The organism is Pseudomonas sp. SBT1-2, assembly GCF_028640875.1.
In the GTDB taxonomy this organism is placed as follows: domain Bacteria; phylum Pseudomonadota; class Gammaproteobacteria; order Pseudomonadales; family Pseudomonadaceae; genus Aquipseudomonas; species Aquipseudomonas chlororaphis_I.
This window is the reverse complement of record NZ_JAQZAA010000074.1, coordinates 1-24,179: the sequence shown is the minus strand read 5'-3', so window position 1 is coordinate 24,179 and position 24,179 is coordinate 1. Positions and strand designations below refer to the sequence as shown.

Here is a 24,179-nt window from a genome sequence, read left to right as displayed (position 1 = left end):
CTGCTCGGTAAACTCCGGCAAGCTAGTGGCCTTCTTCGACAAACAAGGATTTCCCGTGCCGACTCCGCCCGCCAACTCCCCGCTGGCCGCCCATCTGGGCGATAGTCCGGCGCCCCTGTACGCCCGCGTCAAGCAGATGATCACTCAGCAGATCGAGAGTGGAAACTGGCCGCCGCACTACCGTGTGCCCTCGGAAAGCGAGCTGGTCAGCCAGCTGGGGTTCAGCCGCATGACCATCAACCGCGCCCTGCGCGAGATGACCGCCGAAGGCATGCTGGTGCGCATGCAGGGCGTGGGGACTTTCGTCGCCGAACCCAAGAGCCAGTCGGCCTTGTTCGAGGTGCACAACATCGCCGACGAGATCGCCTCGCGCGGCCATCGCCACACCTGCAAGGTCATCACCCTGGGTGAAGAGACGGCCGGTTCCGAGCGCGCCGTGGCCCTGGAAATGCGCGAAGGGCAGAGGGTCTTCCACTCGCTGATCGTGCATTTCGAGAACGATATCCCGGTGCAGATCGAGGACCGCTTCGTCAACGCGCTGGTGGCGCCGGACTACCTCAAGCAGGACTTCACCCTGCAGACCCCATACGCCTACCTGAACCAGGTCGCGCCGCTGACCGAGGGCGAGCATGTGGTCGAGGCGATTCTGGCCGAGCCGGAAGAATGCAAGTTGCTGCAGATCGAGCGCGGCGAGCCGTGCCTGCTGATTCGCCGCCGGACCTGGTCCGGCCGCCAGCCGGTGACCGCCGCGCGCCTGATCCACCCGGGTTCTCGTCACAGCCTGGAAGGGCGGTTTCATAAGTAAGGGGCATCAATGACTCAGTTGAACGTTTTGCGCGCGGCCAGCTACCCGCGCATGCCGTGGAAGAACGGTGGCGGCAGCACCGAAGAGATCACCCGGGACGCCGGCGTCGGCCTGGAAGGTTTCGGCTGGCGGCTGTCGATCGCCGATATCGGCGAGTCCGGCGGCTTTTCCAGCTTCACCGGCTACCAGCGCATCATCACCGTGCTGCAAGGCGCGGGCATGACCCTGACGGTGGACGGCCAGGACAGCCGCGCACTGTTACCGCTGGACCCCTTTGCCTTCAGTGGCGCCAGCCAGGTCGCCTGCACCCTGATCGACGGGCCGATTCGCGACTTCAACCTGATTTACGCGCCGGATCGCTACAGCGCTCGCTTGCAATGGCTGCAGGGTGGCCAGCGTTTCTTCACCCAGGCCAGCACGGTGCTGGTATTCAGCGTGGCCGACGAAATGCGCGCCGACCTGGGTGGTGGTGTCGCCGCCTTGCTGGAGCGCCATGACTGCCTGCAACTGCTCGATAACCCCGGCCTGCGGGAAGTCAGCGTCAGCGGCGCTTGCTGCGTGATCGAACTGACGGCTATCTGACCTGTAGCCGCTGCCGCAGCCTTCGGCAGCGGCTACAAAACCCTCCTGTTTCTCTCCCTCCCTGATGTTGTTTCCCTCGCGCACCAATTTGTTACCGAACGCCCCAGCGTGGCGCAAGGCTCAGCCGAAGTAACAGCGCTCACATCTCTCGCCACATTCCCCGCGAAAAAATAATCGACGCTGAAACCCTTGATCCAAGGGCCTCTCCAGCATTTCCAGAGATTTTCTTGAAGGTGCATTCAACGAGTTGGCCGCTCGATTGCATATGCTTGTATGTACAAGTAAAGACGTATGCGTATGAGTCGCTGAAGACTCTTCGCAGCGTCCCCTGATTCGCTTGCTGCGCAGCGCCCTGCGCGCAGGCACGCTCGCCCACTGCCTGGGTTGGTTTGGATTGATCGCTGAGGAGTTTTTTCGTGACTGAGAATAAACCTACGAAATACCGGAACGTCGAAATTCGCGCTGCCCGCGGCAACAAGCTGACCGCCAAGAGCTGGCTGACAGAAGCGCCGCTGCGCATGCTGATGAACAACCTCGATCCGGAAGTCGCCGAGAACCCGAAAGAACTGGTGGTCTACGGTGGCATCGGCCGCGCCGCGCGCAACTGGGAGTGCTACGACAAGATCGTCGAGAGCCTGACCAACCTGAATGACGACGAGACCCTGCTGGTGCAATCCGGCAAGCCGGTCGGCGTGTTCAAGACCCACAGCAACGCACCGCGTGTGCTGATCGCCAACTCCAACCTGGTACCGCACTGGGCCACCTGGGAACACTTCAACGAACTGGATGCCAAGGGCCTGGCCATGTACGGCCAGATGACCGCCGGCAGTTGGATCTACATCGGCAGCCAGGGCATCGTCCAGGGCACCTACGAAACCTTCGTCGAAGCCGGTCGCCAACACTACAACGACAACCTCAAGGGCCGCTGGGTCCTGACCGCCGGCCTCGGCGGCATGGGTGGCGCCCAGCCTCTGGCCGCGACCCTGGCCGGCGCCTGCTCGCTGAACATCGAATGCCAGCAGAGCAGCATCGATTTCCGCCTCAAGACCCGCTATGTCGACGAGCAGGCCAAGGACCTGGATGACGCCCTGGCGCGTATCGCCAAGTACACCGCCGAAGGCAAGGCGATCTCCATCGCCCTGTGCGGCAACGCGGCTGAAATCCTCCCGGAAATGGTCCGTCGCGGCGTGCGTCCGGACATGGTCACCGACCAGACCAGCGCCCACGACCCGCTCAACGGCTACCTGCCGGCCGGCTGGACCTGGGAGCAGTACCGCGAGCGCGCCAAGACCGAGCCGGCGGCGGTGGTCAAGGCGGCCAAGCAATCGATGGCCGTGCACGTCAAGGCCATGCTCGACTTCCAGAAGCAGGGCATCCCGACCTTCGACTACGGCAACAACATCCGTCAGATGGCCCAGGAAGAGGGCGTCGAGAACGCCTTCGACTTCCCTGGCTTCGTACCGGCCTATATCCGTCCGCTGTTCTGTCGCGGCATCGGTCCGTTCCGCTGGGCCGCGCTGTCGGGCGATCCGCAGGACATCTACAAGACCGACGCCAAGGTCAAGGAACTGATCCCGGACGACGCTCACCTGCACAACTGGCTGGACATGGCGCGCGAGCGCATCAGCTTCCAGGGCCTGCCGGCGCGTATTTGCTGGGTTGGCCTGGGCCTGCGCGCCAAGCTCGGCCTGGCGTTCAACGAAATGGTGCGCAGCGGCGAGCTGTCGGCGCCGATCGTGATCGGTCGCGACCACCTGGACTCCGGCTCGGTATCCAGCCCGAACCGCGAAACCGAATCGATGCAGGACGGTTCCGACGCCGTGTCCGACTGGCCGCTGCTCAACGCCCTGCTGAACACCGCCAGCGGTGCGACCTGGGTTTCCCTGCACCACGGCGGCGGCGTCGGCATGGGCTTCTCCCAGCACTCCGGGATGGTGATCGTCTGCGACGGTACCGACGAAGCGGCCGAGCGTATCGCCCGTGTGCTGCATAACGACCCGGGTACCGGTGTCATGCGTCACGCCGATGCCGGTTACCAGATCGCCATCGACTGCGCCAAGGAACAGGGCCTGAACCTGCCGATGATCACTGGCAAGTAAGCTCCCGGCGGATTGCCGCCAGGATCAGGGAAGGAGCCGTCGCACGCTGTAGTGCGGCGGCTCGGTCCATGTAGCAGAGCTTTGACATGACAAGAATCTCCCGGGAGAACAATAACGATGTCCACGGCCAGCGATAGCTCCAAACCCCTGATCGAACGGCGCTCGATCAACTACATCCCCGAAGCCGAACGCCACGGCAAGCTCTACAGCCAGTTCACCCTGTGGCTGGGGGCTAACCTGCAGATCACGGCCATCGTCACTGGCGCTCTGGCGGTGGTGCTGGGCGGTGATGTGTTCTGGTCGTTGATCGGCCTGCTCATCGGTCAACTGCTGGGCGGCGGTGTGATGGCGTTGCACGCGGCGCAGGGGCCCAAGCTCGGCCTGCCGCAGATGATCTCCAGCCGGGTCCAGTTCGGCGTCTATGGCGCGGCCATCCCGATTGTCCTGGTGTGCCTGATGTACCTGGGCTTCACGGCTACCGGCACCGTGCTTTCCGGCCAGGCGCTGGGCCAGCTGTTCGGGGTCAGTGACAGCGTCGGGATCCTGATCTTCGCCAGCGTCATCGTGCTGGTCACGGTGCTTGGCTACCGGGTGATCCATTTCATCGGTCGCGCCGCCAGCGTCATTGGCGTGATCGCCTTCGTTTACCTGTTCAGCCGCCTGATGAGTCAGACCGACGTTGGCGCGCTGTTGGAAATCCGCCACTTCAGCTGGAGCAGCTTCCTGCTCGCGGTGTCGCTCGCCGCGTCCTGGCAGATCGCCTTCGGCCCCTACGTGGCGGACTATTCGCGCTACCTGCCGAGCAAGACCTCCTCGGTGAAAACCTTCCTCGCCGCTGGCGCAGGCTCAGTGATCGGCGCGCAGGTGGCGATGATGCTCGGCGTGTTCGCCGCAGCCATGGCCGACGGGCAGTTCGCCGGTCACGAAGTGGCCTACATCGTCGGCCTGGGCGGCAGCGGTGCCACCGCGGCGCTGCTGTACTTCAGCATCGCCTTCGGCAAGATCACCATCTCGACGCTGAACTCCTACGGCAGCTTCATGTGCATCGCCACCATCATCAGTGGCTTCCGTGGCCACCTGGAAGTGACGCGCTTGCAGCGCCTGGTGTTCGTGCTGGTCATCGTCGGCACCGCGACCCTGATCGCCTTGCTCGGCCAGCACTCGTTCCTCGGTGCGTTCAAGTCTTTCATCCTCTTCCTGCTGGCCTTCTTCACCCCGTGGAGCGCGGTCAACCTGGTGGACTACTACTGCATCACCCGCGAGCACTATGACGTGCCGGCGCTGGCCGATCCGAACGGTCGCTACGGCCGCTGGAACATCCTCGGGATCAGCGTCTACGTGATCGGCGTGCTGGTGCAGCTGCCGTTCATCGGCACCAAGTTCTACACCGGTCCGCTGGTGGAAGTCCTGGGTGGCGTGGATATCTCCTGGATCGTCGGCCTGGTGGTTCCCGCGGCGCTGTATTACGTCTGCGCGAAGAAATGGCATGGCGCTGTACCCGATCGCCTGATCCTGCCGGTAGAGCAGGACTCGATCACAGAACAAAAGCTGAGTGGGGCAGGCCGCGCTACTGCGGTCTAGACCTGATTGGACGTGGACGGGCTGGATGCCTTTTGACTGCCGTAATCCATTTCAATGATTGGGAGCGTCACACAATGAAAATGAATAAGACCCTGCTGACCACTTTGCTTTCCATGGGCCTGCTGGCCAGCGCCGGCGCTACCCAGGCGGCCGGCTGGTGCGAGTCCGGCAAACCGGTGAAATTCGCCGGCCTGAACTGGGAAAGCGGCATGTTGCTGACCGACGTGCTGCAAGTGGTCCTGGAAAAAGGCTACGGCTGCAAGACCGACAGCCTGCCAGGCAACTCCATCACCATGGAGAACGCCCTGAGCAGCAATGACATCCAGGTTTTCGCCGAGGAGTGGGTCGGTCGCAGCGAGGTCTGGAACAAGGCCGAGAAGGCCGGCAAGGTGGTCGGCGTCGGCGCCCCGGTGGTGGGCGCCATCGAAGGCTGGTACGTGCCGCGCTACGTGATCGAGGGCGATGCCAAGCGCAAGCTGGAAGCCAAGGCCCCGGACCTGAAGAACATCGCCGACCTGGCCAAGTATTCCGCCGTGTTCAAGGACCCGGAAGAGCCGAGCAAAGGCCGTTTCTATAACTGCCCGGCCGGCTGGACCTGCGAGCTGGACAACAGCGAGATGCTGAAAAGCTACGGCCTGGAAAGCAGCTACACCAACTTCCGCCCAGGCACCGGCCCGGCGCTGGATGCCGCGGTGCTGTCGAGCTACAAGCGTGGCGAACCGATCCTGTTCTACTACTGGTCGCCAACCCCGCTGATGGGCCAGGTCGACCTGGTGAAGCTGGAAGAAAAGCCGGGCGTGGACAAGAGCGTGACGATCAAGGTTGGCCTGTCCAAGACCTTCCACGAACAAGCGCCTGAGCTGGTGGCCGTGCTGGAAAAGGTCAACCTGCCGATCGACCTGCTGAACCAGAACCTGGGCCGCATGGCGAAGGAACGTATCGAGTCGCCGAAACTGGCGAAAATCTTTCTCAAGGAACATCCTGAAGTCTGGCACGCATGGGTGAGCGACGACGCAGCCAAGAAAATCGACGCGGCCTTGTAGGTAGAGCCTTTCCGGCTGCCTGAAGCGCAGCCGGGAGCCTCGCCACAACCCACTTGATCGAGAGTCTCTCTATGTTTCCTGAAAGCTTCACCTTTTCCATCGCCGACTGGGTCAACGGTTGGGTCGATTCGCTGGTGACCAACTACGGCGATGTGTTCCGCCACATCTCCGACACCCTGCTGTGGGCCATCGTCAACCTCGAAGGCCTGCTGCGCCTGGCGCCCTGGTGGCTGATGCTGGCGATCGTCGGCGGCATCGCCTGGCATTCGACCCGCAAGCTGGTGACCACCGCGGTAATCGTCGGCCTGCTGTTCCTGGTGGGTGCGGTCGGCCTGTGGGACAAGCTGATGCAGACCCTGGCGCTGATGCTGGTGGCGACCTTCATTTCGGTGCTGATCGGCATTCCCCTGGGGATCCTCTCGGCGCGTAGCAATCGCCTGCGTTCGGTGCTGATGCCGCTCTTGGACATCATGCAGACCATGCCGAGCTTCGTGTACCTGATCCCGGTGCTGATGCTGTTCGGCCTGGGCAAGGTGCCGGCGATCTTCGCCACCGTGATCTACGCCGCGCCGCCGCTGATCCGCTTGACCGACCTGGGCATCCGCCAGGTCGACGGCGAGGTCATGGAAGCGATCAACGCCTTTGGCGCCAACCGCTGGCAGCAACTGTTCGGCGTGCAACTGCCGCTGGCCCTGCCGAGCATCATGGCCGGGATCAACCAGACCACCATGATGGCCCTGTCGATGGTGGTGATCGCCTCGATGATCGGTGCCCGTGGCCTGGGCGAAGACGTGCTGGTGGGGATCCAGACCCTCAACGTCGGCCGTGGCCTGGAAGCCGGCCTGGCGATCGTGATTCTGGCCGTGGTCATCGACCGTATTACCCAAGCCTATGGTCGTCCACGCCATGAGGTGAGCAAATGAACAACGCAACCGTGAGCAAGATCGAAGTCAAGAACGTCTTCAAGATTTTCGGCAACCGTTCGGCCGACGCGCTGAACATGATTCGCCAGAACAAGACCAAGGACCAGGTACTGGCCGAGACCGGCTGCGTGGTCGGGGTCAACGACCTGTCGCTGAGCATCGGCACCGGCGAGATCTTCGTGATCATGGGCCTGTCCGGCTCCGGCAAGTCGACCCTGGTGCGCCACTTCAACCGCCTGATCGACCCGACCAGCGGCGCGATCCTGGTGGACGGCGTGGACATCCTGCAATACGACATGGAAGCCCTGCGCGAATTTCGCCGGCACAAGATCAGCATGGTGTTCCAGAGCTTCGGCCTGCTGCCGCACAAGACCGTGCAGGAAAACGTCGCCTACGGCCTCAAGGTGCGTGGCGAGAGCAAGGAAGTCTGCGCCGAGCGCGCGCTGCACTGGATCAACACCGTGGGCCTCAAGGGCTACGAGGCCAAATACCCGCACCAGCTGTCCGGCGGCATGCGCCAGCGCGTCGGCCTGGCCCGCGCCCTGGCGGCGGACACCGACATCATCCTGATGGACGAAGCCTTCAGTGCCCTCGACCCGCTGATCCGCGCGGAAATGCAGGACCAGTTGCTGGAGCTGCAAAAGACCCTGCACAAGACCATCGTCTTCATTACCCACGACCTCGACGAGGCCGTGCGCATCGGCAACCGCATCGCGATCCTCAAGGATGGCCGGCTGATCCAGGTCGGCACGCCGAAAGAGATCCTGCATTCGCCGGCGGACGAGTACGTCGACCGTTTCGTGCAGCGGCGCGCGGCGGTGGTTTAAAGGCTTTGGGGAATTGTGGCCTGTAGGTTTTTATCGCGAGCAAGCTCGCTCCTACAGGTTTCCCACTGCCTCTGTAGGAGCGAGCTTGCTCGCGATAGACCGCAAAGCGGTCTCAATAAAGTATTCGAGGGCACCTGGCATGTCGCAGGCTGAAAAAATCGTTATCGCCGACGCCCCGCTGCGTTGGCAGGATGTGGTCGCCGTAGCCCGGCATGGCGCGCAGCTCGAGCTGTCGGCCCAGGCCTGGGCACGCATCGAGAATGCCCAGGCCATCGTCCAGCGCATCGTCGTCAGCGGCGAACGCGCCTATGGCATCAACACTGGCCTGGGCGCGCTGTGCAACGTTTCGCTGCAGGACGAACAACTGAGCCAGCTGTCGCGCAACACCTTGCTCAGCCATGCCTGTGGCGTGGGCGCGCCGCTGGCGGACGAGCAGACCCGGGCGATCATCTGCGCGGCCATCGTCAACTACAGCCACGGCAAGTCCGGCCTGCATCGCCGGGTGGTCGAGGCGCTGCTGGCCCTGCTCAATCGTGGTATCACCCCGCAGGTGCCGTCCCAGGGCTCGGTGGGTTACCTGACCCACATGGCGCATATCAGCATCGCCTTGCTTGGTGTCGGCCAGGTCAGCTATCGCGGGCAGGTCGTATCGGCCGAGCAGGCGCTGGCGGCGGAAGGCCTGCAGCCGGTGCAACTGGGGGCCAAGGACGGTCTGTGCCTGGTCAACGGTACGCCGTGCATGACTGGCCTGAGCTGCCTGGCCCTGGCCGATGCCACGCGCCTGCTGCAATGGGCCGACGTGATCGGCGCCATGAGCTTCGAGGCGCAGCGCGGGCAGATCGCCGCGTTCGATGCCGAGATCATCGCGCTCAAGCCGCACCCGGGCATGCAGCAGGTCGGCATCAACCTGCGTGCCTTGCTCGACGGCAGCGAAGTGATTGCTACCAGCAAAGGCATCCGCACCCAGGATGCCCTGAGCATCCGTTCCATCCCGCAGGTTCACGGCGCCGCCCGCGATCAGTTGGCGCATGCGACGCAGCAGGTTGAGACCGAGCTCAATTCCGTCACCGATAACCCGATGGTGCTGGGCACTCCGGACAACTACCGGGTGATGTCCCAGGCCAACCCTCACGGCCAGTCGGTGGCATTGGCGGCGGACCTGCTGGCGATCGCCATGGCCGAGATCGGCTCGATCGCCGAACGGCGCCTGGATCGCTTGATCAACCCCCACGTCAGCGGTTTGCCGGCATTCCTGGTGAGCAACCCCGGGGTCAACTCCGGAATGATGATCGTCCAGTACGTCGCTGCCTCGCTGTGTGCGGAAAACCGCCAGCTGGCGCAACCGGCGGTGCTCGACAACTACGTCACCTCCGGCCTGCAGGAAGACCACCTGAGCCTGGGCACCAACGCCGCGCTGAAGCTTTCCCGTGTGCTGGAAAACTGCACCCAGATCCTCGCCATCGAATACCTGCTGGCGGCCCAGGCCTTCGAATTTCTCAAGGAACAGCGTTTCGGTGCCGGCACCGATGCGGCCTGGAAGCTGTTGCGCCAGCGGGTTGCGGCCTATGACCAGGACCGCTGGCTGGCCCCGGACATCGCCAGCGCGGCGGCGCTGCTCAAGGCTCCGGCCTTGCTGCAGGAGGTTTTACCGGGCGTGCGCTGAGCAACGCCCTGCAAGAACGGAATTTTCCACGACAACGGTTTCCACGAAAAACCAGCGTGCCAAGGCGCCACTCGCTCACAAACGGCGGGCTGCGACGGACAACGGAAGCTTCCGGAGCGACTGGTAGTTAATAACAAACTCTCAAAAGGAGCATAAATGTGACTGCGCTAAATCTGATTCCCGGCCAACTGACCCTGGCCCAACTGCGTGCCGTCTACCAACAGCCGGTAACCCTCAGCCTCGATGACAGTGCATCGAAGCAGATCGACGCCAGCGTCGCCTGTGTCGAGCAGATCCTCGCCGAGAACCGCACCGCCTACGGCATCAACACCGGTTTCGGCCTGCTGGCCTCGACCCGTATCGCCAGCGCAGACCTGGAAAACCTCCAGCGCTCCCTGGTGCTGTCCCATGCCGCCGGTGTCGGCGAGCCGATCAGCGACGCCTTGGTGCGCCTGATCATGGTGCTCAAGGTCAACAGCCTGAGCCGTGGCTTCTCCGGTATCCGCCGCCAGGTGATCGACGCGCTGATCGCCCTGGTCAACGCCGAGGTTTACCCGCATATCCCGCTCAAGGGCTCGGTGGGCGCTTCCGGCGACCTCGCGCCGCTGGCGCACATGTCCCTGGTGCTGCTGGGTGAAGGCAAGGCCCGTTATAAAGGTCAATGGCTGAACGCTACCGAAGCGCTGAGTGTGGCCGGCCTCAAGCCGCTGACCCTGGCGGCCAAGGAAGGCCTGGCGCTGCTCAACGGCACCCAGGTGTCCACCGCTTTCGCCCTGCGTGGCCTGTTCGAAGGCGAAGACCTGTTCGCCGGCGCCCTGGCCTGTGGCGGCCTGACCGTCGAGGCGGTGCTGGGCTCGCGTTCGCCGTTCGATGCGCGGATTCATGCCGCCCGTGGCCAGAAAGGCCAGATCGACGCTGCCGCGGCTTACCGCGACCTGCTGGGCGACAGCAGCGAAGTCTCCAAGTCGCACCAGAACTGCGACAAGGTGCAGGACCCGTACTCCCTGCGTTGCCAGCCACAGGTCATGGGCGCCTGCCTGACCCAGTTCCGCCAGGCCGCCGAGGTGCTGGTGGTCGAAGCCAACGCCGTGTCGGATAACCCGCTGGTGTTCGCCGCCGAGGGCGACGTGATCTCCGGTGGCAACTTCCACGCCGAGCCGGTGGCCATGGCCGCCGACAACATGGCCCTGGCCATCGCCGAAATCGGTTCCCTGAGCGAGCGCCGCATCTCGCTGATGATGGACAAGCACATGTCCCAGCTGCCGCCGTTCCTGGTGGCCAATGGCGGGGTCAACTCCGGCTTCATGATCGCCCAGGTGACCGCCGCGGCCCTGGCCAGCGAAAACAAGGCGCTGTCCCATCCGCACTCGGTGGACAGCCTGCCGACTTCCGCCAACCAGGAAGACCATGTGTCCATGGCGCCCGCCGCTGGCAAGCGCCTGTGGGAAATGGCCGAAAACACCCGTGGCATCCTCGCCGTGGAATGGCTGGCAGCCTGCCAGGGCCTGGACCTGCGTGACGGCCTGAAGACCTCGACCAAGCTGGAAAAGGCCCGCGCTACCCTGCGTAGCAAAGTGCCGTTCTACGAGAAGGACCGCTTCTTCGCCCCGGACATCAACGCCGCGAGCGAACTGCTGGCGTCCCGTTGCCTGAATGAGCTGCTGCCGGCCAAGTTGCTGCCGAGCCTGTAACCCCATGCCGGTAGCCGCTGACGAGGCACGAGGCTGCGATGGGCTGCACAGCAGCCCCTGAGGGTGGTCCTGCGGACCGCTTCGCAGCCTCGTACCTCGGCAGCGGCTACAGGTGGTTCCGGTTTTCTCCGATAAAAATAATTAGGAACGAGAAATGCAACAGCAAGCTCAAGGATTGAAACGTGGGCTGTCCGCCCGACATATTCGCTTCATGGCGCTGGGGTCGGCGATCGGCACCGGGCTGTTCTATGGTTCTGCCTCGGCCATCCAGATGGCCGGTCCCGCGGTCCTCCTGGCCTACCTGATCGGTGGCGCTGCGGTGTTCATGGTGATGCGCGCGCTGGGCGAGATGGCCGTGCGCAACCCGGTGTCCGGCTCGTTCGGTCACTACGCCAGTACCTACCTGGGGCCGATGGCGGGTTTCCTGCTGGGCTGGACCTATGCCTTCGAGATGGTCATCGTCGGCCTGGCCGATGTCACCGCCTTCGGCATCTATATGGGTTTCTGGTACCCGGACGTGCCGCGCTGGATCTGGGTGCTCGGCATCGTTTCGCTGATCGGCGGGTTGAACCTGTGCAACGTCAAGGTATTTGGCGAGATGGAATTCTGGCTGTCGCTGCTCAAGGTCGGCGCCATCGTTGCCATGATTCTTGGCGGCTTCGGCATCATGCTGTTCGGTATCGGCAGTTCATCGGCGTCGGCGGTTACCGGCATCAGCAACCTCTGGGAGCACGGCGGTTTCATGCCTAACGGTGTCGGCGGTCTGATCGCTTCCTTTGCCGTGGTGATGTTTGCCTTCGGCGGCATCGAAATCATCGGCGTCACGGCGGGCGAAGCCAAGGACCCGGATCGCGTGCTGCCCAGGGCGATCAACGCGGTGCCGTTGCGCATCCTGCTGTTCTACGTACTGACCCTGTTCGTCTTGATGGCCATCTTCCCTTGGCAGCAGATCGGCAGCCAGGGCAGCCCGTTCGTGCAGATTTTCGCCAACCTGGGCATCGGTTCGGCGGCGACCATCCTCAATATCGTGGTGATCTCGGCGGCGGTCTCGGCCATCAACAGCGATATCTTCGGTGCCGGCCGCATGATGTACGGCCTGGCCCAGCAAGGGCATGCGCCGAAGGGCTTCGCCCAGTTGTCCCGTTACGGCGTGCCGTGGATGACAGTGGTGGTCATGAGCATTGCCTTGCTGCTGGGGGTATTGCTGAACTACCTGATTCCGGAGAACGTTTTCCTGTTGATCGCTTCGATCGCGACCTTTGCCACGGTCTGGGTCTGGCTGATGATTCTCTTCACCCAGGTGGCCATGCGTCGCTCGATGACGGCTGAGCAGGTGGCACAGCTGAAGTTCCCGGTTCCGTTCTGGCCTTACGCACCGATGGCGGCGATTGTCTTCATGCTGTTTATCTTCGGTGTGCTGGGCTACTTCCCGGACACCCAGGCGGCGCTGATCGTTGGCGTGGTGTGGATCGCTCTGCTGGTGCTGGCGTACCTGATCTGGGTCAAGCCCGCTGCCGGGCAGGCCGCGCTGGTCAATCGCGATCCTTCTTTTTCTCATCGATAACCTAATGGAGCCCCAGGATGAAGACTCTCTGGCAACACTGCCACGTCGCAAGCATGGCGCAAGGCGCTTACTCGATCATCGAGGATGCCGCCATCGTGACGTCAGGAGCGCTCATAGAGTGGATCGGCCCACGCGACCAGGTTCCGGCCGGCGACTATGCCGAGCGGCATGACCTGGCGGGGGCCTGGGTCACCCCGGGCCTGATCGACTGCCACACCCACACGGTGTTCGGCGGCAACCGCAGCGGCGAATTCGAGCAACGCTTGCAAGGGGTGAGCTACGCCGAAATCGCCGCCGCCGGTGGCGGTATCGCCAGCACCGTGCGGGCCACCCGTGCGGCGAGCGAGGATGAACTGTTCGACAGTGCCCGCAAGCGCTTGAAAAGCCTGCTGCGCGACGGCGTGACCAGCGTCGAGATCAAGTCTGGCTACGGCCTGGACCTGGCCAGCGAACGCAAGATCCTGCGGGTGATCCGGCGCCTGGGCGCCGAGCTGCCAGTCAGCGTGCGCAGCACCTGCCTGGCGGCCCACGCCTTGCCGCCGGAATACGCCGAGCGCTCGGACGACTACATCGAGCACATCTGCAGCAAGATGCTCCCGGCCCTGGCCGCCGAGGGCCTGGTGGACGCGGTGGATGCGTTCTGCGAATACCTGGCGTTCTCGCCGGAGCAGGTGGAGCGGGTGTTCATCGCCGCGCAGAAGCTCGGCCTGCCGGTGAAGCTGCACGCCGAGCAACTGTCGTCGCTGCATGGCTCCAGCCTGGCGGCGCGTTATCACGCGCTGTCGGCCGACCACCTGGAGTTCATGACCGAAGAGGACGCCATCGCCATGGCCAAGGCCGGCACCGTCGCCGTGCTATTGCCGGGCGCCTTCTATTTCCTGCGCGAAACCCAGCTGCCGCCGATGGACGCACTGCGTAAACACGGGGTGAAGATCGCCGTGGCCAGCGACCTCAACCCCGGCACTTCGCCAGCGCTCTCCCTGCGCTTGATGCTGAACATGGCCTGCACCTGTTTCCGCATGACCCCGGAAGAAGCCCTGGCCGGCGTGACCCTGCACGCGGCCACCGCGCTGGGCATGGAGCGGACCCACGGTTCGCTGGAGGCCGGCAAGGTGGCGGACTTCGTCGCCTGGCAGATCGATCGTCCCGCCGACCTGGCCTACTGGCTGGGCGGCGACCTGGAAAAACGCGTCGTGCGCCACGGCGTTGAAGTGGATTTATAGGAGAAGGGTTGTGGATAAGGTTCTGAACTTCAAACAAGGCCGGGTGCCGCTGCTGATCAGCATGCCCCACGCCGGCCTGCGCCTGACGCCAGTGGTCGAGGCCGGGCTGATCCCCGAGGCGCAAAGCCTGCCGGATACCGATTGGCACATCCCGCGGCTCTACGCGTTCGCCGAGGAACTGGGCGCCAGCACCCTGGCGGCCGAGTATTCGCGTTTCGTCATCGACCTCAATCGCCCGTCCGACGACAAGCCTTTATATGTCGGCGCCACCACCGGGTTGTACCCGGCCACGCTGTTCGATGGTGTACCGCTGTTCCGTGAGGGGCGGGAGCCGTCGAAACAGGAGCGAGCGACTTATCTGGAGCAGGTCTGGACGCCTTATCACAGCACCCTGCAGCAGGAGCTGGCGCGGCTGAAGGCCGAGTTCGGCTATGCCTTGCTGTTCGACGCGCACTCGATCCGCTCGCTGATCCCGCACCTGTTCGAAGGCAAGCTGCCGGACTTCAACCTGGGTACCTTCAATGGCGCCAGCTGCGATGCCGAGCTGGCCAGCCAGCTGGAAGCGATCTGCGCCCGTCATGCCGACTACAGCCATGTGCTCAATGGCCGTTTCAAGGGCGGCCATATCACCCGGCATTACGGCAACCCGGCGGAGAACATCCATGCCGTGCAGCTGGAGCTGGCGCAGAGCACCTACATGGAAGAGTTCGAGCCGTTCCGCTACCGCGACGATCTGGCGGCGCCGACCCAGGTGGTGCTCAAGCAGCTGCTGCAAGGGCTGCTGGCCTGGGGGCAGAAGCGCTACGGGCGCTGAGGCCGACGGGAAAGCCTGTAGCCGCTGCCGCAGGCTGCGATAAGGCCGAAGGCCTTCAGCGATCTCAAGATCCTGCGCCTGCTGCGCAGTCGAGCGCAGCCTTCGGCAGCGGCTACAGGTGCGCCTGGCTTTCCGGGGGGAACAACCGCATTTTTTCCAAGGACATGCTCATTCCGTAATTCGGGTTTATGATGCCGGACGGCAGAATAATTGAAGTCCCCCCAGGGATGACCTCGACCCCTTACGGAGCGCGCAATGCAGACTTTGTACCCGCAGATCAAACCCTATGCCCGGCACGATCTGGCTGTCGACGAACCCCATGTACTGTATGTCGATGAGAGCGGTTCCCCGGAAGGCTTGCCGGTGGTGTTCATCCACGGTGGCCCGGGAGCCGGGTGCGATGCCCAGAGTCGCCGTTACTTCGACCCGAACCTGTACCGCATCGTCACCTTCGACCAGCGCGGTTGCGGGCGCTCCACCCCGCACGCCAGCCTGGAAAACAACACCACCTGGGACCTGGTCGCCGACCTCGAGCGGATCCGCCTGCACCTGGGCATCGAGAAATGGGTGGTGTTCGGCGGCTCCTGGGGTTCGACCCTGGCCCTGGCCTATGCGCAAACCCATCCTGAGCGTGTCCATGGCCTGATTCTGCGTGGGATCTTTCTGTGCCGTCCGCAGGAAATCAAATGGTTCTACCAGGAAGGCGCCAGCCGTCTGTTCCCCGACTACTGGCAGGACTACGTGGCGCCTATCCCGCTGGACGAGCGCGACGACCTGCTCAGCGCCTTCCACAAGCGTCTCGTCGGTAATGACCAGATCGCCCAGATGCATGCGGCCAAGGCCTGGTCGATCTGGGAAGGGCGCACCGCGACGCTGCGGCCAAACCCGCTGGTGGTCGATCGTTTCTCCGAGCCGCAGCGCGCGCTGTCGATCGCCCGGATCGAATGCCATTACTTCACCAACCATGCGTTCCTCGAGCCGAACCAGCTGATTCGCGACATGGGCAAGATTGCCCACCTGCCGGGGGTGATCGTGCACGGTCGCTACGACGTGATATGTCCGCTGGACAACGCCTGGGAATTGCACCAGGCCTGGCCGAACAGCGAACTGCAGGTGATCCGCGATGCTGGTCACGCCGCGTCGGAGCCGGGCATCACCGATGCCCTGGTGCGCGCCGCTAATCAGATGGCCCGGCGCCTGCTCGACCTGCCGCCCGAAGAAGCATGAAGGGGTTGTTGCAGCGCGTGCGCGGCGCGCGGGTCGAAGTGGCGGGGGAAATCGTCGGTGCGGTGGACCAGGGCTTGCTGGTGCTGGTAGCGGTGGAGCCCGAGGACACCCGGGCCAGTGCCGACAAACTGCTGCACAAGCTGCTTAACTATCGGGTATTCAGTGATGCCGAGGGCAAGATGAACCTGTCCCTGGCCGATGTGGACGGCGGTTTGCTGCTGGTCTCGCAGTTCACCCTGGCCGCGGACACCAAGAACGGCCTGCGCCCGAGCTTTTCCACCGCGGCGCCGCCGGACCTCGGCGAGGAACTTTTTGACTATCTGCTATGCAAGGCGCAACAGTTGCATGGCAAAGTAGCATCAGGGCGCTTCGGGGCGGATATGCAGGTCCATCTGGTCAATGATGGCCCGGTAACCTTCCTGTTACAGACCTGAAAGTGCTTGAAACATCTTTTTCGGCCGGAAGCGGCCGAAAATAGGCGTTTTTCGCGATAAATACTTGGTTGCCCCTGATGCGTTGTAACGCGGGCTACTAGATAATCGCGCGCTACGGGGATCAGCGTTCGTTGGTCCGTTTTGACTTAGGTAGAGACTTGTTCGGGACCGTTTGGGGAATCATTTAGCCCCATCGGAGTCGGAACAATGCTCGCCAACCTGGCATATAGATAGCTGGCCGTTGGTTTTTTGATCTGTTTTCGGCGAGGGTTGCTCGTGATTGTTAGTCCCTGTAATGCACCAAAATTGTCTGCCAAACGGTTACGAAACGCACTGGTGACGGGCTCCGCACTGCTTTGCCTGCTTAGCGCCGGCCAACTCTGGGCATTCAATCTGGATGATGTATCGGCCAAGGCTAAGGATCTGGCCGGGCAGAAGTACGAGGCTCCGCGCAGTAACCTGCCGAACGAATTTCGTGAGATGAAGTTCGCGGACTATCAGAAAATCCGCTTCCTGCCTGAAAAGGCCGAGTGGGCCAAGCAGAAAACCCCATTCAAGCTGTCCTTCTATCACCAGGGCATGCACTTCGATACGCCGGTGAAAATCAACGAAATCACGGCGAACACCGTCGAAGAGATCAAATACGACTCGACTCGCTTCGATTTTGGCGACCTCAAGTTCGATCCCAAGGCCACCGAACAGCTCGGTTACGCGGGCTTCCGTGTCCTGTACCCGATCAACAAGGCGGACAAGCAGGACGAAATCATGACCATGCTCGGCGCGAGCTACTTCCGCGTCATTGGCAAGGGTCACGTCTATGGTCTGTCGGCCCGTGGCCTGGCCATCGACACTGCGCTGCCGTCCGGTGAGGAATTCCCGCGCTTTACCGAATTCTGGATCCAGCAACCCAAGCCGACCGACAAGCACCTGGTGATCTTCGCCCTGCTGGACTCGCCGCGGGCCACTGGCGCCTATCGCCTGACCCTGCGTCCGGGCAGCGACACCATCGTCGACGTCAAGGCCAAGATGTTCCTGCGTGACAAGGTTGGCAAGCTGGGCATCGCCCCGCTGACCAGCATGTTCCTGTTCGGCGCCAACCAGCCGTCGAAAGTCCTCAACTACCGCCGCGAGCTGCACGACTCCAGCGGCCTGTCGATCCATGCCGGCAACGGCGAGTGGATCTGGCGTCCGCTGAACAACCCGAAACACCTGGCCGTGAGCAACTTCTCGGTAGAGAACCCGCGTGGTTTCGGCCTGCTGCAGCGTGGCCGCGACTTCAGCCACTACGAAGACCTCGACGACCGCTACGACAAGCGCCCAAGCGCCTGGATCGAGCCGAAGGGCGACTGGGGCAAAGGCACCGTCGATCTGGTAGAGATCCCGACCGCGGACGAAACCAACGACAACATCGTGGCGTTCTGGAGCCCGGAAAAGCAGCCTGAGCCAGGCCAGGCGTTCGATTTCGCCTATCGCCTGCACTGGACCATGGACGAGGCTTCCCTGCATTCGCCAGACAGCGCCTGGGTCGAGCAGACCCTGCGTTCCACCGGTGACGTCAAGCAATCCAACCTGATCCGCCAGCCGGACGGCAGCGTGGCCTACCTGGTGGACTTCGAAGGTCCATCCCTGGCGGCATTGCCGGAAGACACCGAGGTGCGCAGCCAGGTCAGCGTCGGCGACAACGCCGAGCTGGTGGAAAACAGCGTGCGCTACAACCCTGAAACCAAGGGCTGGCGCCTGACCCTGCGGATGAAGATCAAGGATCCGAGCAAATCCACCGAGATGCGTGCGGCCCTGGTCAAGAACGCCACCCCTGTCGAGCCGGCCAAGGCCGTGTCGCCAGCCTCCAGCGCCTCCATCGCCAAGGCCGACAAAGTCGCCGCCAAGCAGCAGGAGAAGAAAGAGGCGGATGCCAAGCAAGCCGAAGCCAAGCCGGCCAAGGACGCCAAGAACCACAAAGACGCCAAGCAGCCAGCTGCTGCCGAGGCGGCCCCAGCCACACCGGAATCTGTCCCGACCGAGCAAGTCCTGACCGAGACCTGGAGCTACCAGTTGCCTGCCGATGAGTAACCCTCAAGTACAGCCAGAGACTCTTGCCGAGTATCTGGCGCACCTGCCAATGACCGATGAGCAGCGCGCGGAACTCGCGGGCTGCAAGTCCTTCAGTGAACTGCACGAACGCCTGTCGTCCTCGACGTTCGACGCGCCTGCCGATGCCGCCCAGGCCTCGGTGGGCCGCCGGCTGACCCTGAGTTCCGCCGAGGAGCTGATCGATGCCGAGATGCTGGCGCTCGACGCCAGCGGTCGTGTGTGCCTCAAGGCCACGCCGCCGATCCGTCGGACCAAGGTGGTTCCCGAGCCCTGGCGCACCAATATCCTGGTGCGTGGCTGGCGGCGCCTGACTGGACGCACCAACCCGCCGGCACCGCCGAAGGATGAGCGGGTGCTCCCGGCGGCGCGCTGGCGCACCGTGGGCTCGATCCGCCGTTACATCCTGCTGGTGCTGATGCTCGGCCAGACTATAGTGGCCGGCTGGTACATGAAAGGCATCATGCCGTACCAGGGCTGGTCGTTCGTCGACCTAGAAGAAGTCATGCATCAGCCATTGATGCAGACCGCCACCCAGGTACTGCCGTACGCCCTGCAGACCAGCATCCTGATCATGTTCGGCATCCTGTTCTGCTGGGTTTCGGCCGGTTTCTGGACCGCGCTGATGGGCTTCCTCGAGCTGCTCACCGGGCATGACAAATACCGCATTTCCGGTAAAAGCGCCGGCAACGAGCCGATTCCGCAAGACGCACGCACCGCGCTGGTGATGCCGATCTGCAACGAAGACGTGCCGCGGGTATTCGCCGGCCTGCGGGCGACCTTCGAGTCGGTCGCGGCCACCGGTGACCTGGACCGCTTCGACTTCTTCGTGCTCAGCGACAGTAACGACACCGATATCTGCGTGGCCGAGCAGCAGGCCTGGCTGGACGTCTGCCGCGAAACCAAGGGTTTCGGCAAGATCTTCTATCGCCGCCGTCGCCGTCGGGTGAAACGCAAGAGCGGTAACCTCGACGACTTCTGCCGTCGTTGGGGCGGCGACTACAAGTACATGGTGGTGCTCGACGCCGACAGCGTGATGAGCGGCGAATGCCTGACCAGCCTGGTGCGCCTGATGGAAGCCACGCCGGACGCGGGGATTATCCAGACCGCGCCGAAAGCCTCGGGCATGGACACCCTGTATGCGCGCATGCAGCAGTTCGCCACCCGCGTCTACGGCCCGCTGTTCACTGCCGGCCTGCACTTCTGGCAGCTGGGCGAGTCCCACTACTGGGGCCACAACGCGATCATCCGCATGAAGCCGTTCATCGAGCACTGCGCCCTGGCGCCGTTGCCCGGTAAAGGCGCCTTCGCCGGTGCGATCCTGTCCCACGACTTCGTCGAAGCGGCGCTGATGCGTCGCGCCGGCTGGGGCGTGTGGATTGCCTACGACCTGCCGGGCAGCTACGAAGAGCTGCCGCCGAACCTGCTGGACGAGCTCAAGCGCGACCGTCGCTGGTGCCACGGCAACCTGATGAACTTCCGCCTGTTCCTGGTCAAGGGCATGCACCCGGTGCACCGTGCGGTGTTCCTCACCGGGGTGATGTCCTACCTGTCGGCGCCGTTGTGGTTCTTCTTCCTGGTGCTGTCGACGGCCCTGCTGGCGGTCAATACCCTGATGGAACCGCAGTACTTCCTGGAGCCGCGCCAGCTGTATCCGCTGTGGCCACAATGGCATCCGGACAAGGCGATCGCGCTGTTCTCGACCACTATCGTGCTGCTGTTCCTGCCGAAACTGTTGAGCATCATCCTGATCTGGGCCAAGGGCGCGAAAGAGTTTGGCGGCAAGTTCAAGGTGACCCTGTCGATGCTGCTGGAGATGCTGTTCTCCATGCTGCTGGCGCCGGTACGGATGATCTTCCACACCCGTTTCGTGCTGGCCGCGTTCCTTGGCTGGGCCGCGACCTGGAACTCGCCACAACGTGACGACGATTCCACGCCGTGGAGCGAAGCGGTGCGCCGCCATGGTCCACAGACCTTGCTGGGCTTCTTCTGGGCGCTGCTGGTGATCTGGCTGAACCCGAGCTTCCTCTGGTGGCTGGTGCCGATCGTCGGTTCGCTGATGCTGTCGATCCCGGTGTCGGTGATTTCCAGCCGCGTCGGCCTGGGCCTGAAGTCCCGTGACGAAAGCCTGTTCCTGATCCCCGAGGAATACGCGCCGCCACAGGAGCTGGTGTCCACCGACCAGTACACCCATGAAAACCGTTGGCATGCGCTGAACGACGGCTTCATCCGGGCGGTGGTCGATCCGCAGCAGAACGCCCTGGCCTGTGCCCTGGCGACGTCCCGGCACGGCCTGGCCGAGCCGATCGAGTGGCTGCGTAGCGAACGTGTCCGCCATGCCCTGAAAGTGGGGCCGGCGGCGCTGAATAATGGCGAGCGCCTGGCGCTGCTGAGCGACCCGGTGGCCCTGGCCCGCCTGCACGAGCAGGTCTGGAGCGAAGGCCATGCCGACTGGCTGAGCGCCTGGCGGCAATCGGTGGATGAAGACCCTCATGCACCGTTGTTGCCGTTGCGACCGCAAACGGCAATCGCCCAACCGGCCTGATGACAACGCCCTTGAGAGCACTCTCAAGGGCGTTGTTGTTTGTGGGCCCGCTCTTGTAGCCGCTGCCGCAGGCTGCGATCGATTGGGCGGCATCCGTACCGAAGGGGACGCAGGATCCTGAGATCGCAGGAGGTCCTACGACCAGCGTGGCCCGGACCATCGCAGCCTGCGGCAGCGGCTACAGGGAGATTGTCACCCCCCTCTGTAACAACAAATCCTGGTCAAACCCTTGTGCAAACGGCCGGGTGAGTTAGCATCGCACCCCGAATTGCTGCGAGCGGGCATTCCTGGTGCCCGTATCCGTCGGTTTTCCAGGGAAAACCTGTCGCGGGTTCGCCTCACAATAAAATGGGTTCAGGGGACTTGAAGATGAAGAAGTATCTCTCGATGCTGCTGCTCGGCGTCACGGCAATGGTGGCGGTCAATGCAGCCCAGGCTGGCGCCATCGATGATGCGGTCAAGCGCGGCACGCTGAAAGTCGGCATGGACCCGACCTACATGCCGTTCGAGATGACCAACAAGCGCGGTGAGATCATCGGTTTCGAGGTCGATATCCTCAAGGCCATGACCAAGGCCATGGGCGTCAAGCTGGAGCTGGTTTCCACCGGCTACGACGGCATCATCCCGGCCCTGCTGACCGACAAGTTCGACATGATCGGCAGCGGCATGACCCTGACCCAGGAACGCAACCTGCGCCTGAACTTCAGCGAACCCTTCATCGTGGTCGGCCAGACCCTGCTGATCCGCAAGGAACTGGAAGGCACCATCAAGTCCTATAAAGACCTGAACACCGCCGACTACCGCATCACCTCCAAGCTGGGCACCACCGGCGAGATGGTCGCCAAGAAGCTGATCGCCAAGGCCAAGTACCACGGCTACGACAACGAGCAGGAAGCCGTGCTCGACGTGGTCAACGGCAAGGCCGACGCCTTTATCTACGATGCCCCGTACAACGTGGTGGCACTGAGCAAGGTCGGCAACGGCAAGCTTACGTTCCTCGACAAGCCGTTCACCTATGAGCCCCTGGCGTTCGGCCTGAAGAAGGGTGACTACGACAGCCTCAACTTCATCAACAACTTCCTGCACCAGATCCACGAAGACGGCACCTACGATCGTATCCATGACAAGTGGTTCAAGAGCACCGAGTGGCTCAAGGACATGGAATAACACTCGGTCAGACAGACCGAGTCGCCCCATTCGCGGGCAAGCCTCGCTCCTACGGATTCACGCAATCCCTGTAGGAGCGAGCCGGCTCGCGATGGCGTCCTGATCGGCGATACCGAACTTCCCCGCTGCAAACGGCTGGAACCTGTAAAGTGATCAAACATAAAAAAGCCCAATGGCCCTGGCACGTACTGACCGTGCTGGTGCTGATCGGCCTGGCCGGCGCGCTGTATTACGCCACCTCGCTGATGTCCTACGAATGGCGCTGGAACCGCGTACCGCAGTACTTCGCCTACCAGGCTGAGGAGTCGCAGCGGGCGGCGGACATCTCCACCGTCAGCGAGCTGGTGCGCAAAGGCGGCAAGGCCGAGGTCACGCTGCGCAACGACGCGGGTGACGAGCAACGGCTGACGGTCGACGAAAACAGCCTGCAAGTCGCCCGTGGCGACGATGTGGCCGAAGGCGATGTGATCGGCGTGACCCGCCATTGGGCGGCCGGGCCGCTGCTGCTGGGGCTGTGGACCACCTTGTGGCTGTCGCTGGTGTCCGGGGTGCTGGGGCTGTTCATCGGCCTGGCGACCGGGCTTTGCCGGCTGTCGAACAACCCGACCCTGCGGGACCTGTCGACCATTTACGTCGAACTGGTGCGTGGCACGCCGCTGTTGGTGCAGATCTTCATTTTCTATTTCTTCATCGGCACGGTGCTGAACCTGTCCCGCGAGTTCGCCGGGATCGCCGCGCTGTCACTGTTCACCGGTGCCTATGTGGCGGAAATCGTCCGCGCCGGCGTGCAGTCGATCGCCCGTGGCCAGAATGAAGCGGCCCGCTCCCTGGGCCTGAACGCCAGCCAGTCGATGCGCCATGTGGTACTGCCGCAGGCCTTCAAGCGGGTGCTGCCGCCGCTGGCCGGGCAGTTCATCAGCCTGGTGAAAGACACCTCGCTGGTGTCGGTGATCGCCATCACCGAGCTGCTCAAGAGCGGACGTGAAGTCATCACCACCTCGTTTTCGCCGTTCGAGATCCTGTTCTGCGTGGCGGCCCTGTACCTGTTGATCAACCTGCCGCTGTCGAAGATGGCCAGCCGGCTTGAGCGGAGGCTCGCGCAAAGTGATTGAAGTCCGCGATCTGGTAAAAGTCTTCGACACCCGGGGCCAGGTGGTCCGCGCGGTAGATAACGTCACCACTAACGTGGCCAAGGGCGAAGTGCTGGTGGTGATCGGCCCGTCCGGCTCCGGCAAGTCGACCTTCCTGCGTTGTCTCAACGGCCTGGAACAGTTCGATTCCGGCTCGGTGAGCATCGACGGCCTGCAACTGGCCGATCCGAAGACCGATGTGAATGCCTATCGCCGCGAAGTCGGCATGGTGTTCCAGCATTTCAACCTGTTCCCGCACATGACCGTGCTGGAAAACCTCTGCCTGGCGCAGAAGGTGGTGCGCAAGCGCGGCAAGCAGGAGCGCGAGGCCAAGGCCCTGGCGTTGCTGGAGAAGGTCGGTATCGCGCAGAAGGCCAACGAGTTCCCGTCGCGGCTCTCCGGCGGCCAGCAGCAACGCGTGGCCATCGCCAGGGCGCTGGCCATGGAGCCCAAGGTCATGCTGTTCGACGAGCCGACTTCGGCGCTGGACCCGGAAATGGTCGGCGAAGTGCTGGACGTGATGAAAACCCTGGCCCTGGAAGGCATGACCATGGTCTGCGTGACCCACGAAATGGGCTTTGCCCGGGAAGTGGCGGATCGGGTGCTGTTCTTCGATCACGGCAAACTGCTGGAAGACGCCTCGCCAGCGGCGTTCTTCGATGCGCCCCAAGACCCGCGGGCCCAGGCGTTCCTGCGTCAGGTCCTGTAGGTTTTCCACCGGCTGAAACCCATCGCGGGCAAGCCTCGCTCCTACAGATGACCTTTATCTGTAG

19 protein-coding genes are annotated in these 24,179 nt (G+C 63.2%); all 19 read left to right on the top strand.

Annotation, left to right across the window (positions count from 1 at the left end):
* The first annotated feature begins 136 nt into the window (after nt 1–136).
* The 19 genes from hutC to PVZ78_RS12350 all read left to right on the top strand — a co-directional run bounded on the left by hutC (nt 137) and on the right by PVZ78_RS12350 (nt 24,115).
* A complete protein-coding gene (gene hutC / locus PVZ78_RS12440) occupies nt 137–805 on the top strand; it encodes a histidine utilization repressor (protein ID WP_231999351.1) in 669 nt (222 codons plus the stop codon).
* A gap of 9 nt (nt 806–814) precedes the next feature.
* On the top strand, nt 815–1,387 hold the full coding sequence (locus PVZ78_RS12435) for a HutD/Ves family protein (protein ID WP_041985480.1): 573 nt from the start codon (nt 815–817) through the stop codon (nt 1,385–1,387).
* A gap of 416 nt (nt 1,388–1,803) precedes the next feature.
* Nucleotides 1,804–3,486 carry a urocanate hydratase gene (gene hutU, locus PVZ78_RS12430; protein WP_016704424.1) on the top strand — a complete coding sequence of 561 codons (1,683 nt, stop codon included), beginning with the start codon at nt 1,804–1,806 and terminating at the stop codon, nt 3,484–3,486.
* A 117-nt stretch (nt 3,487–3,603) separates the two neighbouring features.
* Nucleotides 3,604–5,067, top strand: a complete 1,464-nt coding sequence (locus PVZ78_RS12425) for a purine-cytosine permease family protein (protein WP_009046562.1) — start codon at nt 3,604–3,606, stop codon at nt 5,065–5,067.
* 74 nt (nt 5,068–5,141) lie between these two features.
* The gene (locus tag PVZ78_RS12420; RefSeq protein ID WP_009046563.1) at nt 5,142–6,110 is read left to right on the top strand and encodes an ABC transporter substrate-binding protein; all 969 of its coding nucleotides are present in this window, start codon (nt 5,142–5,144) and stop codon (nt 6,108–6,110) included.
* 71 nt (nt 6,111–6,181) lie between these two features.
* Nucleotides 6,182–7,033, top strand: coding sequence for an ABC transporter permease (locus PVZ78_RS12415; protein ID WP_009046564.1), 852 nt, complete (start codon nt 6,182–6,184; stop codon nt 7,031–7,033).
* Entirely contained in the window at nt 7,030–7,860 is an 831-nt protein-coding gene (locus tag PVZ78_RS12410) for a quaternary amine ABC transporter ATP-binding protein (RefSeq protein WP_009046565.1), read from the top strand. The genes PVZ78_RS12415 and PVZ78_RS12410 overlap by 4 nt, the downstream gene beginning before the upstream one ends.
* A gap of 139 nt (nt 7,861–7,999) precedes the next feature.
* Nucleotides 8,000–9,523: a histidine ammonia-lyase gene (hutH, locus tag PVZ78_RS12405; RefSeq protein ID WP_273828744.1), complete on the top strand. Its 1,524-nt coding sequence runs from the start codon at nt 8,000–8,002 to the stop codon at nt 9,521–9,523.
* Between the two features lie 158 nt (nt 9,524–9,681).
* Nucleotides 9,682–11,214, top strand: a complete 1,533-nt coding sequence (gene hutH, locus PVZ78_RS12400) for a histidine ammonia-lyase (RefSeq protein WP_009046567.1) — start codon at nt 9,682–9,684, stop codon at nt 11,212–11,214.
* Between the two features lie 154 nt (nt 11,215–11,368).
* Nucleotides 11,369–12,778: an amino acid permease gene (locus PVZ78_RS12395; protein WP_028683788.1), complete on the top strand. Its 1,410-nt coding sequence runs from the start codon at nt 11,369–11,371 to the stop codon at nt 12,776–12,778.
* Nucleotides 12,779–12,795: 17 nt separating this feature from the next.
* Nucleotides 12,796–14,001 carry an imidazolonepropionase gene (hutI, locus tag PVZ78_RS12390; RefSeq protein ID WP_038630408.1) on the top strand — a complete coding sequence of 402 codons (1,206 nt, stop codon included), beginning with the start codon at nt 12,796–12,798 and terminating at the stop codon, nt 13,999–14,001.
* 10 nt (nt 14,002–14,011) lie between these two features.
* Nucleotides 14,012–14,815, top strand: coding sequence for an N-formylglutamate deformylase (gene hutG / locus PVZ78_RS12385; RefSeq protein ID WP_009046570.1), 804 nt, complete (start codon nt 14,012–14,014; stop codon nt 14,813–14,815).
* Between the two features lie 255 nt (nt 14,816–15,070).
* The gene (pip, locus tag PVZ78_RS12380; protein ID WP_009046571.1) at nt 15,071–16,042 is read left to right on the top strand and encodes a prolyl aminopeptidase; all 972 of its coding nucleotides are present in this window, start codon (nt 15,071–15,073) and stop codon (nt 16,040–16,042) included.
* Nucleotides 16,039–16,476: a D-aminoacyl-tRNA deacylase gene (gene dtd / locus PVZ78_RS12375; protein ID WP_124339501.1), complete on the top strand. Its 438-nt coding sequence runs from the start codon at nt 16,039–16,041 to the stop codon at nt 16,474–16,476. Before pip ends, dtd begins: the two co-directional genes overlap by 4 nt.
* A gap of 276 nt (nt 16,477–16,752) precedes the next feature.
* Entirely contained in the window at nt 16,753–18,546 is a 1,794-nt protein-coding gene (locus PVZ78_RS12370; protein ID WP_028683785.1) for a glucan biosynthesis protein G, read from the top strand.
* Nucleotides 18,539–21,109, top strand: coding sequence for a glucans biosynthesis glucosyltransferase MdoH (gene mdoH / locus PVZ78_RS12365; RefSeq protein ID WP_016704433.1), 2,571 nt, complete (start codon nt 18,539–18,541; stop codon nt 21,107–21,109). The genes PVZ78_RS12370 and mdoH overlap by 8 nt, the downstream gene beginning before the upstream one ends.
* 369 nt (nt 21,110–21,478) lie before the next feature.
* Entirely contained in the window at nt 21,479–22,276 is a 798-nt protein-coding gene (locus tag PVZ78_RS12360; protein ID WP_016704434.1) for a transporter substrate-binding domain-containing protein, read from the top strand.
* Between the two features lie 152 nt (nt 22,277–22,428).
* On the top strand, nt 22,429–23,388 hold the full coding sequence (locus PVZ78_RS12355; RefSeq protein ID WP_371923113.1) for an amino acid ABC transporter permease: 960 nt from the start codon (nt 22,429–22,431) through the stop codon (nt 23,386–23,388).
* A complete protein-coding gene (locus PVZ78_RS12350) occupies nt 23,381–24,115 on the top strand; it encodes an amino acid ABC transporter ATP-binding protein (RefSeq protein WP_009046576.1) in 735 nt (244 codons plus the stop codon). Before PVZ78_RS12355 ends, PVZ78_RS12350 begins: the two co-directional genes overlap by 8 nt.
* The last annotated feature ends 64 nt before the right edge of the window (nt 24,116–24,179 follow it).